Origin of the sequence: Lachnospira hominis (ex Hitch et al. 2025) (assembly GCF_040096395.1) — a bacterium.
In the GTDB taxonomy this organism is placed as follows: domain Bacteria; phylum Bacillota; class Clostridia; order Lachnospirales; family Lachnospiraceae; genus Lachnospira; species Lachnospira hominis.
This window is the reverse complement of sequence record NZ_JBBMES010000003.1, coordinates 295496-308933: the sequence shown is the minus strand read 5'-3', so window position 1 is coordinate 308933 and position 13438 is coordinate 295496. Positions and strand designations below refer to the sequence as shown.

Annotated in this window: 13 protein-coding genes and 2 pseudogenes; 1 reads left to right on the top strand and 14 read right to left on the bottom strand. The window is 34.6% G+C overall.

What is annotated here, in order from left to right; all coding sequences use genetic code 11:
* The 6 genes and pseudogenes from WMO38_RS04985 to WMO38_RS04960 form a co-directional block, all read right to left on the bottom strand.
* A pseudogene (locus WMO38_RS04985) lies at positions 1 to 386 on the bottom strand (hypothetical protein); the annotation flags it as partial.
* Between the two features lie 242 nt (positions 387 to 628).
* Positions 629 to 1291, bottom strand: a complete 663-nt coding sequence (locus WMO38_RS04980; protein ID WP_349161771.1) for a class I SAM-dependent methyltransferase — start codon at positions 1289 to 1291, stop codon at positions 629 to 631.
* Between the two features lie 175 nt (positions 1292 to 1466).
* A pseudogene (tnpA, locus tag WMO38_RS04975) lies at positions 1467 to 1904 on the bottom strand (IS200/IS605 family transposase); the annotation flags it as partial.
* Positions 1905 to 1941: 37 nt separating this feature from the next.
* Complete coding sequence (locus WMO38_RS04970) at positions 1942 to 3309, bottom strand: MATE family efflux transporter (protein WP_349161770.1); 1368 nt, start codon at positions 3307 to 3309, stop codon at positions 1942 to 1944.
* A gap of 24 nt (positions 3310 to 3333) precedes the next feature.
* Positions 3334 to 3963 (bottom strand): flavodoxin family protein, encoded by a 630-nt coding sequence (locus tag WMO38_RS04965; protein WP_021865758.1) that lies wholly within the window; start codon positions 3961 to 3963, stop codon positions 3334 to 3336.
* A gap of 97 nt (positions 3964 to 4060) precedes the next feature.
* Positions 4061 to 5200 (bottom strand): aldo/keto reductase, encoded by a 1140-nt coding sequence (locus WMO38_RS04960; RefSeq protein ID WP_186836748.1) that lies wholly within the window; start codon positions 5198 to 5200, stop codon positions 4061 to 4063.
* Between the two features lie 208 nt (positions 5201 to 5408).
* On the opposite strand from WMO38_RS04960, the gene dtd reads away from it, so the two are divergent.
* Positions 5409 to 5858 (top strand): D-aminoacyl-tRNA deacylase, encoded by a 450-nt coding sequence (gene dtd / locus WMO38_RS04955; RefSeq protein ID WP_349161769.1) that lies wholly within the window; start codon positions 5409 to 5411, stop codon positions 5856 to 5858.
* 50 nt (positions 5859 to 5908) lie between these two features.
* Here the strand turns inward: dtd and WMO38_RS04950 are convergent, their stop codons facing one another.
* From WMO38_RS04950 to WMO38_RS04915, 8 genes are all read right to left on the bottom strand, one after another.
* Complete coding sequence (locus WMO38_RS04950; RefSeq protein WP_349161768.1) at positions 5909 to 6574, bottom strand: hypothetical protein; 666 nt, start codon at positions 6572 to 6574, stop codon at positions 5909 to 5911.
* 94 nt (positions 6575 to 6668) lie between these two features.
* The gene (locus WMO38_RS04945) at positions 6669 to 7667 is read right to left on the bottom strand and encodes a Gfo/Idh/MocA family protein (protein ID WP_349161767.1); all 999 of its coding nucleotides are present in this window, start codon (positions 7665 to 7667) and stop codon (positions 6669 to 6671) included.
* 301 nt (positions 7668 to 7968) lie between these two features.
* A complete protein-coding gene (locus WMO38_RS04940) occupies positions 7969 to 8727 on the bottom strand; it encodes a hypothetical protein (RefSeq protein ID WP_349161766.1) in 759 nt (252 codons plus the stop codon).
* 170 nt (positions 8728 to 8897) lie between these two features.
* On the bottom strand, positions 8898 to 9179 hold the full coding sequence (locus tag WMO38_RS04935; protein ID WP_021865999.1) for a DUF2325 domain-containing protein: 282 nt from the start codon (positions 9177 to 9179) through the stop codon (positions 8898 to 8900).
* A 23-nt stretch (positions 9180 to 9202) separates the two neighbouring features.
* Positions 9203 to 9634, bottom strand: a complete 432-nt coding sequence (locus WMO38_RS04930; protein ID WP_349161765.1) for a flavodoxin — start codon at positions 9632 to 9634, stop codon at positions 9203 to 9205.
* 20 nt (positions 9635 to 9654) lie between these two features.
* On the bottom strand, positions 9655 to 10260 hold the full coding sequence (locus WMO38_RS04925; RefSeq protein ID WP_349161764.1) for a DUF3793 family protein: 606 nt from the start codon (positions 10258 to 10260) through the stop codon (positions 9655 to 9657).
* 252 nt (positions 10261 to 10512) lie between these two features.
* The gene (locus WMO38_RS04920) at positions 10513 to 11706 is read right to left on the bottom strand and encodes a pyridoxal phosphate-dependent aminotransferase (RefSeq protein WP_021866002.1); all 1194 of its coding nucleotides are present in this window, start codon (positions 11704 to 11706) and stop codon (positions 10513 to 10515) included.
* Between the two features lie 93 nt (positions 11707 to 11799).
* Entirely contained in the window at positions 11800 to 12642 is an 843-nt protein-coding gene (locus WMO38_RS04915) for a carbon-nitrogen hydrolase family protein (RefSeq protein ID WP_349161763.1), read from the bottom strand.
* Positions 12643 to 13438: the final 796 nt, after the last annotated feature.

Below are 13438 nucleotides of genomic sequence, written 5' to 3'. Positions count from 1 at the left end.
TGAAAAATAAATTGGGACGTTTTATCTTCCGTAGTGTCGCAGACTTTAGAAAACGCATCCGACAGCCTCAGCGTACACCTTTCCGGCATCTCCTGACGACCGTTGTAAAATATTATGTAGCGTGGTATTGGAATCTGTGCCCGTTTTGATGAGTAGATGTCGATATTATTTTCAGCCACATACTTTTTATAAAGACTTGAAAAATAAAACAATCCACGGAGCGGCATGTTTGGGTTGAACGTGCTCTGATGCTCAAAAAGTGACATCTCACTTCCAAGAATAAAAGATATGTCATTCTTATAAGACATATAGACAATATCTTCAAGAGTAGTAACGGTCAAATCAGATACATCCGTATAGTCAGTACCGTTCAACGCATTATACAAAGATAGTAAATCCTTAGGATTTTTAAAGATAAACCGAAACAAGACGTCTTTATGGTTCCGGTTTAGTAATGGTTCATTGATCAATAGGCAGACCTCCTTATATATTTATTATTGCATTAATATATTATTACATGTCATATGCTTTGTCAATACTTTTATGATATTTTTTATATCAATTATGTTATAAGAGTGAAAGTCTGAGAACATCTCACCAATATTCCCAGACTTTCACATTACACTTCTTATTTATGACCTTCAATACATATCCAGTTATCATCTTCCTTTATATGCACTTTAACATCTATAAATCCAGCATTTTCAAATAATTTTTTATATTCGTCAGGTGTTGGATTATACAGATTAAATTTTTTTATATTTTCCAAAATCTGCACATCTAATCCATCTTTGCCATAAATATCAGCCACAAGCAAAAAAGTTCCATCTGTTTTCAGAACTCTGTACACCTCTTTTAAGTTTTCCTGCGGATGTGGCCAGAAATAAAAACTTTCAACCGTAATTATTTTATCAAATGAATTATCCAAAAATGGAAGGCACTCAACAGACGCTTCAATTATGTCTGTTTTTCCGCTTTTTACAGAATCATAATTAGTTTCCTTTGAGATTTCAACCGATGTAGACGAATAATCAACACCAGTTAAATGACCTGACACGACACTGTCACTCATTCTTTTTAATGTGGCACCTCCGCCACAGCCAATGTCAAGTATTATGTCACTTTCATTTATATTCCAATGTTCCAACGCCCAGCCCGTGACTGCATAATGACTCTCATTCATGCGTTCCAGCATTTTTTGACCGTCATCACCTGTTGGCTTTCTCGGATTTCCAGAGTCTGTAATCTGTTGCTGTGTGCGAATTTCAGAATTAATATCTATGTTACTCATATATTTTCACCTCAAAATATTTTTTTATATTATAACACATTAAAAAATCATGACCACCAGCTCAGCTGGTGGTTTACTCTGCGGCTACAAGCCTGTGGTACTAGCCGGCTCTAAAGAGCCATTGAAGATTTGCCATGTACATAGCTACCACTGGCAAGCCCTAAAGGGCTTTAGATTATGCCTTATTTACCGGCTCACCAGTAAACAGATCGATGTATTCCTTCAGTGACATCTGATCATATTCCAAATCTTCCTGCATCTAATTTTTTACATACTCTTCAATTTTCTTTGCATTCTTACCTACTGTGTCGACACAATATCCTCTGCACCGGAAATGTCTATTGCTATACTTATACTTCAAATTTACATGTCTATCGAATACCATCAAAAAACTCTTTCTTTTCAAATATCCCATTATTTCCGATACACTGTACTTCGGTGGTATACCCGCAAACATATGAACATAATCTGGCATACACTCTACTGCTATTATTTCTACACCTTTTCTTTTACATAATTCACTCAATATGTGACCTATATCTGCTCTTATTTGCTTGTATATAACCTTTCTTCTAAACTTTAGTGCAAATACTATGTGATATTTGCATGTCCATTATGTACAAGTCCTTTTCCTTCTATATACTATTTTTCTACGCAATAACTTTTTTCATCCATTTACCACTGAAATATCTTGTAGTAAATATAATTCCTCTGATTGTCCAATCAGCAAACATTCCGTACCATACCGCCATCGGTCCCATGTTAAAAATCCTTACAAGAGCAATACACAATGCAACACGGCAGCCCCACATAGTGATAATCGACGTTATCATTGAAAACTTCACGTCGCCTGCCGCTCTCATTCCGTATGCCGGAACAAACGAAAGTACCCATACGAGAGGTTTTGCTATTGTAATTGCACCAACCATTTCTATACACATTTTTGCACTCTCAGGTTCCATGCCGCCAAGCATCGTAATAGGCTTTACAAGTGCAAAAACAAGAAGACATGATACTATAATTCCAACCTCTGCAATTCCTGCAAGTTTTACGATATAATACTTTGCCTCTTCCTTCCGTCCGGCACCCATACACTGCCCGACCACAGTCATAAGACACATTCCTACTCCGATACCGAAAATACCATTGACATTTTCAAGAATATTCGTCATAGCCTGTGCTGCTATAGCTGCAGTTCCCATCGTAGAAACTGTTGACTGTATCGCAAGCTTACCGAACTGAAACATGCTGTTTTCAATTCCCGACGGAACACCAATCGCAAGAATTGATGCAATAAGTTTAAAATCTGGTCTGATTGTATAATACTGTGAAACCACAATCTCAAGTTTAGGCTTGGAAAGTGCAATGAAAATAACAACCATACAGAAAATTCTTGATACAAGTGTTGAAATCGCAGCTCCTGCAACACCCATATTAAGCCCAAACATAAGTATTGCATTACCGGTTACATTAATCAGATTGGAAATAATTGAGACAACCATCGGATATCTCGAATTACCGCATGACCTGAAAATCGCCGAACCGGCACTAAACAAAGCAAGAAACGGATAACTCAGTGCTGTATACAAGAAATATGTAACTGCATTATCCATAACATCCTGCTCTACTTTACCAAATATAAAACTAAGAATCGGTCTTCTAAACAAAAGTCCTATAATTGTTATGACAATTGCTATAACCGCAACTGTAAGAACAACTTGTCTTGCTGCCTTATTTGCCCCTTTTTTGTCCTTCATACCTATATAATGCGAACAGATAATTGCCGCACCTGTCGCCATTGCCGAAAACAACTGAACAATAAGATTATTTACCGAATCGACAAGTGACACCCCTGATATTGCCTGACTCCCCAGATTGCTTACCATCATAGTATCAACCATTCCCATAAAAGAATTGAGCAGCTGCTCAATTACTATTGGTATAAGCAATGCAAATAAAACCTTGTTGTTAAACATAAGGTCATTTTTGTCTATATTAAATAACTTTTTCTTACTCATATATAATTCCCGATATGTATTATTTTATAAATCTTCTCTTACAAAATTTGTTCTGTTGCCAGACTCTGTATCCGGAAGTTCAATACCGGCATTTTTTCCTGCCTCGAAACATTTCATCATCCATGCAAGATTCTTTGCAAGATTACGCATTGTCTGCATTCCCTCGGCATCTTTTACCACTTCGCCCGGAGTGCGTCCGTGTGCAATATTCCAATATGTAGAACCTGCAACAGGCATCTGTGAAATACCAAAATATTTATTCATTACATCAAATGAAGCTGATGTTCCGCCACGTCTTGCAACAGCAACAGATGCACCCGGCTTAAACTTAAATGCTCCGGAACCACTGTAAAACGCTCTGTCAAGAAATGACAATACACGTCCACTTGGATGTGCATAATATACAGGGGTACCAAAAACAAATCCGTCTGCTGTTCTTGCTTTTTCAACAAATTCATTTACAGCATCATCCGTATATACACACTTACCACTTGCACATCCGCCACAGCCTATACAATCTCTTACAGGCTCACTTCCTGTCTGGAAAATCTCATAATCTATTCCTTCTTTTTCAAGCTGCTTTCCAATTTCAAGAAGAGCATTGTAAGTATTGCCTTCTTTCTTACAGCTGCCGTTTAACATTAAAACTTTCATAATATATCTCCATTTCTTATAGATATTACATTGAATCTTATATCAAATAAATATTGCCCTGTATTTTATATCACAAAATCACGTTTTGTAAAACATTTTATTTTCCAAAATAAGCGGCAACTTTTTTAAGATTATTAATAATCGGAAGATGCTGTGGACAGACACGCTCACATTGACCGCATGCAATACAATCGCTCGCTTTTCCAAAATTATTAGTAAGCCTGTCATAATATTCACCCTGCGGTGTCCATCCCTTTCCCTCTGCTTCCTGCTTGTCAGCATTATAAAGGGAAAAATACTTTGGAATAGCAATATGCTTAGGACAGCCGTCCGTGCAGTATGAACATCCTGTACAAGGAATTTCAATACTCTCATTAATTGTCTTAACAGCATCCTTCACTATTTTTTGTTCCTCATCATTAAGAGGTTTGAAATCCTGCATATATCCTGTATTGTCAAGAAGCTGCTCCATATTGCTCATTCCACTAAGAACCATCTTCACATTCGGAAGGCTTGCAACAAACCTTATAGCCCATGAAGGTATTGACATTTCTTTATTATATGCTTTGAATGCCTCTTCAACTTTCTTTGGAACATTAGCAAGCGTTCCGCCCTTTACAGGCTCCATAACTATAACAGGCTTGCCATGCTTTGTCGCAACTTCATAACATTTTCTTGACTGAATTGCCTCACTGTCCCAATCAAGATAATTAATCTGAAGCTGGACAAATTCCATCTCTGGATGCTCTGTAAGTACCTTATCAAGCAATTCTGCATTATCATGGAACGAAAATCCCATATGTTTTACAAGTCCCTGTTTCTTCTTATCAGCAAGCCAGTTAAAACAGTCAAGCTTCTTGTATACCTCATAATGGTCAACACCGACATCATGAAGAAGATAATAATCAAAATATGTAACGCCTGTTTTTTCTCTCTGTTCGTTGAAAACCTTATCTCTGTCCTCAAGTGTCTTTATAAAGCCAGCATGCAGTTTTGTTGCAAGCGTATAGCTTTCTCTCGGATGACGTGATACAAGAGCCTCCTTAGCTGCATTCTCACTTTTAAATCCGCAGTACATCCACGCTGTATCAAAATATGTAAATCCTTTTTCCAAAAATGTATCAACCATTTTCTTTGTAAGTTCAATATCAATACTGCTTCCATCATTCGGATTAAGAAGCGGCAGTCTCATAAGTCCAAAGCCAAGTTTTTTTTCACTTGTAAATACATTTTCCATAAAATCACCATTTTCACCTTTCATAATCTTTATTTATTTTACTCCGTATTTACACTCTTGGCAAATATTTATATACTATCATTTAAAATACCTTATAGCTATATTACTTACTGTGCATCCATTCCACACGTCAAATAATAATTGCAGTATACCGCTTGCAATGATAGAATAATAAAATCAATTAAAATATTTTAAGAGGAAATTTATAATGAAATTTGTAATACAACGCGTAAATAATGCAGATGTAACTGTTGATAATAAAATTGTCGGTTCAATAGGAAAAGGTTTTCTTATTCTTTTTGGTGCATGTGAGACCGATACATCTGACATGCTCCCAAAATTTGTTGACAAAATAGTAAAGTTAAGAATTTTTGCAGATGAAAATGGTAAAACCAATCTTTCAATCACTGATGTTGGCGGAGAACTGCTCATCGTAAGCCAGTTCACATTATATGCTGACTGCCGCAAAGGAAACCGCCCAAGCTTTGTACATGCCGGTTCACCTGACGCAGCCAACGAATTGTATGAAAAATTTATTGAATTATGCCGCGAACGCATACCAAAAGTTGAAACAGGCATTTTTGGTGCTGATATGAAAGTACGCCTTGAAAACGACGGTCCTTTTACAATCGTCCTTGACAGCAGGGATTTTACGTAAGTGCTGTGGCTGCAACATACCTATATCTTCCTCAAAAAAACTATTCCGCCTCACCACAGAATCCTTATTTTATCCAATAGTGTAATTCCTGTATCTAACGAATCACTAACTCCCACAGAATCGCCCAACCATTCCCCAGGCTGCATTGTTCTTCCACACCCTAATAAAACAGGCAGAGGATCTATATTATCAGTTACGCTGTCATCCAATGTAATAATCTTTGTTGTATCAAGACAATATGCCACGCCTTTGCTGTAATTAATCGTATATTTGTATGATTTCCCTTTTCTGCCAAACATTCCTGCAAATGGATTATTAATGTCAACACCATATTCATTTACTAAATCTTTTTCCCCTCGCCTGATTCTTTCCATAAAAATTGAAATTTCTTCTGTCACATCATTCCTTGCTGCCTCAAACTTGCATGATACATTTTTGAAATATTCATATGTGTAATCCATAAAATTGCCTTCAAACTTGTCGTCCAGTAATATGACATTTAACATGTCCGGTATGTTTATACTGGATTGGTCATATTCATCACCTAAGAATATGATTTTACTACCCTTCCATTCATTGCCCATTAACTCTTTTAATGAACAAAGCAGAGCATTATTTATATATACTGACTCGTATCCTTTATATCCAATATCAAAATCACCCGGACTTATGTATTCTTTTTTATCAAGATTAATCCAATTAAAATACTCTCCCATATATCTTCCTCATTATCCTATAGCCTATTCACTACCTCTTTATAAAGTATATTATTTATTGTCATGCAATATCAATTTATTTAGAATAATCTATTTATTTTGTTTTAACCTGTGTCTCGCCATCAAATATCATATTCCAGCTCATACGGATATCATACATCAACCGTGTAAGTGCTATACTATCTTTAGCTGTATATACATCACTACTGCAATACCCAAGTTTTACACATCTGCTTGCTTCCCTGATTTCATATTCAAAGCCATTTATATCAACCGGACAATCTATTGTTTCTGATTCTTTTCCTTCCACCTCAAGTATCATAGTCTCAGCGTGTTGAAAATCCGGCAAAAATATGCTTCCCTTTGTTCCCTCAATTCTTGCATTACGTTTCAATTCCTGTCCTATTGTCTGAACTGATTCAGCAGTTAAGCCATCGCTGTATTTAAATTTCAAACAGCTATAATCATCAGTTCCATACTCATTGAGATTCACTTTCAGAGTTTCAACATTTTGCGGATCCTGTCCGCATATAATACGCAAAAATCCCAAATTGTATATTCCAATATCTAACAGAGCACCTCCGCCAAGACCCGAATCAAATTTACGGTCTTTTCTAGCACCTGTTGCAACAAACCCATACTGGCATGAAATATGTTTTATTTCGCCTATTGTTCCTTGTTGTATGATACTGTGCAAACGAGCATACAATGGAAGAAACCATATCCATAATCCCTCCATAATAAATAGATGCCTATCCCTTGCCATACTATACAGCTCCTGTGCCTGTTTCTCATTTATTGTAAACGGCTTTTCACACAATACATGCTTGCCATGCTCAAGACATAACCTGCAATTCTCATAATGTAAAGTATTTGGTGTCGCAACATAAACAGCCTCAACATCCTGATCTTTAACCAGTGCTTCATACGATTCATAATATCTTGGAATATCATGCTCCATAGCAAATGCTTTTGCACTTTCAATGTGACGTGAACCGACTGCTACCAGCTGTTCATTTTCTTTACCCATCTGATTTATGGTTGATGCAAATTTTTTTGCAATATTACCTGTAGCCAAAATTCCCCACTTCATCCTATCTCTCCTATCGATTCTATAAATTCGTTTATTTTCTGTTATTGATTTGCTATTGAATTATTAACAATTAGCTGGCCAATTTATATCAGCAATAATACCTTATAAACATTTAATGCAAACTACTGTTAATATTTAATATTATAACATATTTATATGTAATATATATCTGATTCTAACACATTTTTCCATACCCACAATGCAACACAAAAATCCCGCGGCAGTTTATCGTATAACTAACTGCCACGGGATTATTAATTTCTGTTTATCACAGAAGTCTCATTATCAATTTATATTATTTTCAATTCCATCTGGTTATGTAATATCCCTGTAAATCCTCACGCATAATCTTTCTACCCCAGCTAATCATACACGTTTCATAATCAGCATTACATTCAGCTACAATTACATAATCATCTGTTTTTTCGAGTATAAATACCGTATGTGAATCACACTGAATCCTTGCCTGGTCTCCAACTCTGAGACTATCGTAATTATAAAATCGCTTAGCCGCTGCATCACTTCCAAAAATATAATCACTCAGATAACTTGCAAATCCCCAGCACTGCGTACTTGTATCCTTATACACGTATGCGTCGTCAGACATCCCATTATATAGATTGCAATATGCTTCTCCATTTTCTGTATGATTGCACGGAATATCTGTTACCATAAGGTAATCTGTTCCGTCTGATTCAACGTCCATATGATTCCAATATTTACCCGAAGGAAACATCTGCTTTAACTCTTCCACTTTATCGTTAAATGAATCCAGCCATCCGGAAGGATATTGATAATCTGAGGCTTCTTCAGATTCGGACACTGTCTCTACTTCTGTTTCTACTCCAGATTCTGACGCACTATCATCCATGTTAAACCCAATGTATTCAGCTGCAAATTTTTCTCCAAGTTCATCCTGTGTCTTCATTTCAATTGAACTTTTGATTTCTGAAGTTTTAATATTTTTTCCCATTCTTATAACCATTACTAACATAAGACCAAGAAAAAAGATAACAGCCACATATTGTTTTTTTATAATTGTTTCTTTGATATTTTTCATATCTATCACCTCTGTCTTTTAACCTCTCCGATTGATATAAAATCTTTTGCTATTTCTTTCTATATCTTTATACGAAGCTTAGTTAAAATCAGTTTCAATTTTTTTAAAATTTGTTATTTTATTAAAAAATCATCCGGTAATCAATATGAACAACCTTAAATATCTATAAATTATGCATTAACTCCTGCAAGAATCTCTTCTAACGCATTTTGACTGCTCGTATGGCATCTTATAACATTTGCATTACATCTTTCAGCCTCTGCCAATGCACATTTTACCATTTTATGGCATACAGTATTTGTAAATAAAACTATCAAGTCAGGACTTCCAATCTGGTCTTTCAGATTTCCTTTCATTCTTGTAAATACTTTTGCCTTACAGTTGTGTTTTTTACATATGTTCACATACTGTCTTTCCATTCTTTCATTTCCACCAATAATACAAATTGACATATAAAACTCCTTTCGTGCTTTTTCTATTCTGCCGCAAGTTCATTTCCAAGCTTTTTACATGCATTTACTGCTTCATCATCAGGTGCTTCTACACAAATAACACCTTCACCACCGACAATAACAGCACCTGCATTTTCAAATCTTGATGCCCAGTCTCTCATCCACTGCCCATCACCCCAGCCATAAGAGCCAAACAAGCCTATTTTTTTACCTGATACAGAACCTTCAAGTTCTGCAACAAATGGCTCCATTTCTGTCTCTTCAAGTTCTTCAGCCCCCATTGCCGGGCATCCGAGTGCAAATACCATATCGTCATTCAAATCTGCTGCTGTTACTGCTGATACTTCAAGAACTGCTGCTTCTTTTCCTGCCTCCTTAATTCCCTCAGCAACTGCATTTGCCATTGACATTGTGTTTCCTGACTGTGACCAGTAAATAACTTTAATTTCGCTCATTTCTTACCTCTTTCCCACTATTATAGTGCAATATTTTCAAGATTTTTTATGCTTACTCCCTGAGCAAGAAACCATATAATCTGCTCTTTTGCTTTCTCAAATCTTTCAAAAAGCGATGATTTTGCCGCAACATCCTCATACACTTTCCAATATCCTGTATAAAGACTGTTCTCACCATTGTTTTTTAGATATCCCTCTACATCCTCAACCGGGTACCCTAGAAATAAGCCCATTTCATGTGGAAAATATTTCTTCGTCTGCATGTAGCAGCAATATCTGTCTGCAAATGTGTCTATAAGTCCTGAAATATCTTCTTCGTCTACGATATTCTTTTCATATCCGCTATTTTTCAGAATATTTTTCACACGTATATCAGAAAAATAATTTTCAAGAATATCTTTTTTATACAGAAGCATTGTCAACTTTTCTTTGCCTCCGAACAGAATCTTCCACGAAATATGCATCTCATTCATCAGGCTGATAAGATAATCTGCCTGTTCATTATTTACATTAAATAGATTGGAAAATCTTAAACCACTTATCAGAGGTGCACATTGTAAAGCAATCTGAACTTCAAGATTATCAAGATTCATCTGTTTAACGATTTCAAATATTTCCTGACTCATTCCAGCCTCCTTATAAGATTTTTATTTGATTTAGTTTAATCTTATAAAAGTTAGACTTAACTAACCACAGCTATATTATTATATTTAAATATTGACGTCAAGTGCTTTATTGATACATTTTTTCATTACGATTATTCTATCCTGGCAAATAAAAAACACATATACAATGATTTCCGATAACGATAATCATTACACATGTGTCTTTCAATTTATTATTTTATTTTATATTTTGATTCTCTGAAATAGAATTAATTATTTCGCGTATTTTTCTTTTAAAGCTTTAAATGCCTTAAATGAACGCTTAATCATGTCTTCGTCGACACAATAAGATATTCTTACATATCCCGGACATCCAAAATCTGTTGCCGCAACAAGAAGTAAATCCTCCTCTTTTGCTTTTTCACAGAAGTTCTCAGCATCAGATTCTAATGCTTTTACAAACATATAAAATGCTCCGTCCGGTTTGAAACATTCATATCCAAGCTCTGTCAATCCATCATATAATAAGTCTCTGTTCTTTTTATACAAATTAACATCACCTGTCTGACCTACGCATTTTGCAATAACCTTCTGAAAAAGACTAGGTGCACAAACATATCCTAAGGCTCTTCCTGCTCCACAAACTGCTGCATATAGCTTCTTACTTTCATATGCTTCATCAGGAACAAGAATGAATCCAATTCTTTCTCCAGGAAGAGAAAGCGATTTACTGTAAGAATAACATACAATTGTATCGTTATAATACTTTGTAACATATGGAACTTCAACTCCATCATAAACAATCTCACGATATGGTTCATCCGTGATAATAAAAATATGAGTTCCATATTCTTCTGACTTCTTGCTAAGAAAATCTGCAAGTTTCTTGATTGTCTGCTCTGAATACACAGCTCCTGACGGATTATTTGGTGAGTTAATAATAACCGCCTTTGTATTCTTATTTACTAATTTTTCAAATTCATCAAAATTAATCTGGAAATTTTTTGTATCAGGTGCTACAACATTAAACTTTGCTCCTGCCGCAGTAACAAATACTCTGTATTCTGGGAAAAATGGTGCTATTGCAATAATCTCGTCATCTGGTGATGATGTAAGTGCCTTAAATGCTATTGAAAGTGATGCTGCTGCACCCATAGTCATATAAAGATTATCCGCCTTAAAATTTGTCTCATATGTATTATTAAGATAATCTGCTATTGCCTGTCTTGTCTCCAGATCTCCCTGTGCTGATGTATATCCATGAAGGGAGATAGAATCAAGACTCTGTGTCAATTCCCTTATTGTCTCATTAACACAGTCAGGTGCCGGAACTGTCGGATTTCCAAGACTGAAATCATATACATTCTCAGCTCCTACAATAGCTGCTCTTTTCTTTCCATATTCAAATAATTCTCTGATTGCAGAACGTTTACTGCCTAATTCATACATGCTTTCTGATACAAACATAAAATCCTCCTTAATTTTACAAAACAAAAATCCCGCAGTTAAATCACATCCCGGAATAAAACGTTTCGTATCTGTCTCACAACTTATCTTATTTTATAACCATTTTCTGTAAAGGTCAATTCTTCTGTTTTTAAGTTCAGGATTAACCTGCCTGCAGATATTCGTGTAGGATTTGTCAATCTGTGTCACAAAATATCCTTCTTTGTCAGAAATGCCTCCGATAATAATTCCTTTTGCATCTATTGCCATACTTCTTCCAAAAAATCCTTTACCATCCGGTCTGTCGCCAATCTGGTTAACTCCAACAACCGGCGTAACATTCATTATTGATGAAGATTTCAATATAATCTCCCATTGATCAGAATTTGGCTTATAGAATGCTGCCGGAACACAAAACAAATCAGCTCCTCTTAATGACAAAGCTCTTGAAATCTCTGGAAATCTTGTATCATAACATATCCATACTCCAACTTTTCCAATATCAAGACTAAATATTCCAAGTCTATCACCTGAACTAAATTCATCCGATTCTTTTACATTAAAAGCATCAAACAAATGAATTTTTTCATAATTGCCAACAATTTCACCATTTCTATTTATTACATAACAGATATTGGTTGGTTTTTCTGCTTCATTTTTTCCATTATCACTCACATAGTCACTTGAAAACCGGGCAAATGAGCCACCTATAACATTAACCTTATAATTTTTTGCAACAGATTTAAGCCAATTGACAAAAAAACTCTCATTATACTTATTATATTTTAATGAACCGCCTTGAGGTTTAACAAATTGTTCTGGCAGAACAATTAAATCAATATCAGAATTATACTTAAAAGCCTCTGCAATATATTTTTCTGCATTTTTCAATGTACTTTCATTGCCACCATTACAATCAAGCTGTATTCCACACACTGTGATAATTTCACCATGCATAACATTCACACTCCCTATCAGTTTTATAATATTCTACACCTGTAAATGCCACAATAGCAATACCTTAAATATACTAATATATAATTTAAAATATTGTTACACGTGAAACTCAAACATGTGTTTTTATGTTACATATTAAGTGATTTTTATAATAACATATTATATATTTTTATAGTTCTATCTATCATTATCATATAGTGTATTTTGAACTCAGTTCACTTCCTAATATTTTGATTCTTCTTTAAATTTACTTATATCTTTTTAAATTGTATTATAAAGATTTTTTAACATAAACAACTGAAGTGAACTGAGTTCCATTTTAATATCCTATATTTTATCTTGCAAATTCTATTATTTCTTAATTTGCATTATTTTGTGATTTACATTTTCTTGTGAACTATATTACTATATTACACTATTAATCACAATTAATTGTATCTTATTCATTATAATAAATAACTCCATGATATTGTTTTATTAATTATTACCCTGCCTCTGCTAAATTAATTTTAATTAAATTCATATATACATCTCCTATATTTCTCCGTTACATTAATGTAAAATTTTGTGAACTCAGTTCAAAATCACGTGAATCAAATTCAAATTCGAGAATCTAGGCAATGAAATTCAGATACTGAAATTCAGATGCAAAAATTCAAATATAATAATTTATACAAATATTTATTATACAATAAATCATTTTTAAATATGGTCATAACTATAATATTATTGCATAATATAAAATATATGGCTTCTTATAAAAACAACTTCTTTTTACATTAAAATCACACAATAT

Coding starts and splice junctions, on each gene's coding strand:
- WMO38_RS04980 (WP_349161771.1), bottom strand. CDS start 1,291: ATGAGTAACATAGATATTAATTCTGAAATTCGCACACAGCAACAGATT.
- WMO38_RS04970 (WP_349161770.1), bottom strand. CDS start 3,309: ATGAGTAAGAAAAAGTTATTTAATATAGACAAAAATGACCTTATGTTT.
- WMO38_RS04965 (WP_021865758.1), bottom strand. CDS start 3,963: ATGAAAGTTTTAATGTTAAACGGCAGCTGTAAGAAAGAAGGCAATACT.
- WMO38_RS04960 (WP_186836748.1), bottom strand. CDS start 5,200: ATGGAAAATGTATTTACAAGTGAAAAAAAACTTGGCTTTGGACTTATG.
- dtd (WP_349161769.1), top strand. CDS start 5,409: ATGAAATTTGTAATACAACGCGTAAATAATGCAGATGTAACTGTTGAT.
- WMO38_RS04950 (WP_349161768.1), bottom strand. CDS start 6,574: ATGGGAGAGTATTTTAATTGGATTAATCTTGATAAAAAAGAATACATA.
- WMO38_RS04945 (WP_349161767.1), bottom strand. CDS start 7,667: ATGAAGTGGGGAATTTTGGCTACAGGTAATATTGCAAAAAAATTTGCA.
- WMO38_RS04940 (WP_349161766.1), bottom strand. CDS start 8,727: ATGAAAAATATCAAAGAAACAATTATAAAAAAACAATATGTGGCTGTT.
- WMO38_RS04935 (WP_021865999.1), bottom strand. CDS start 9,179: ATGTCAATTTGTATTATTGGTGGAAATGAAAGAATGGAAAGACAGTAT.
- WMO38_RS04930 (WP_349161765.1), bottom strand. CDS start 9,634: ATGAGCGAAATTAAAGTTATTTACTGGTCACAGTCAGGAAACACAATG.
- WMO38_RS04925 (WP_349161764.1), bottom strand. CDS start 10,260: ATGAGTCAGGAAATATTTGAAATCGTTAAACAGATGAATCTTGATAAT.
- WMO38_RS04920 (WP_021866002.1), bottom strand. CDS start 11,706: ATGTTTGTATCAGAAAGCATGTATGAATTAGGCAGTAAACGTTCTGCA.
- WMO38_RS04915 (WP_349161763.1), bottom strand. CDS start 12,642: ATGCATGGTGAAATTATCACAGTGTGTGGAATACAGCTTGATTGTAAT.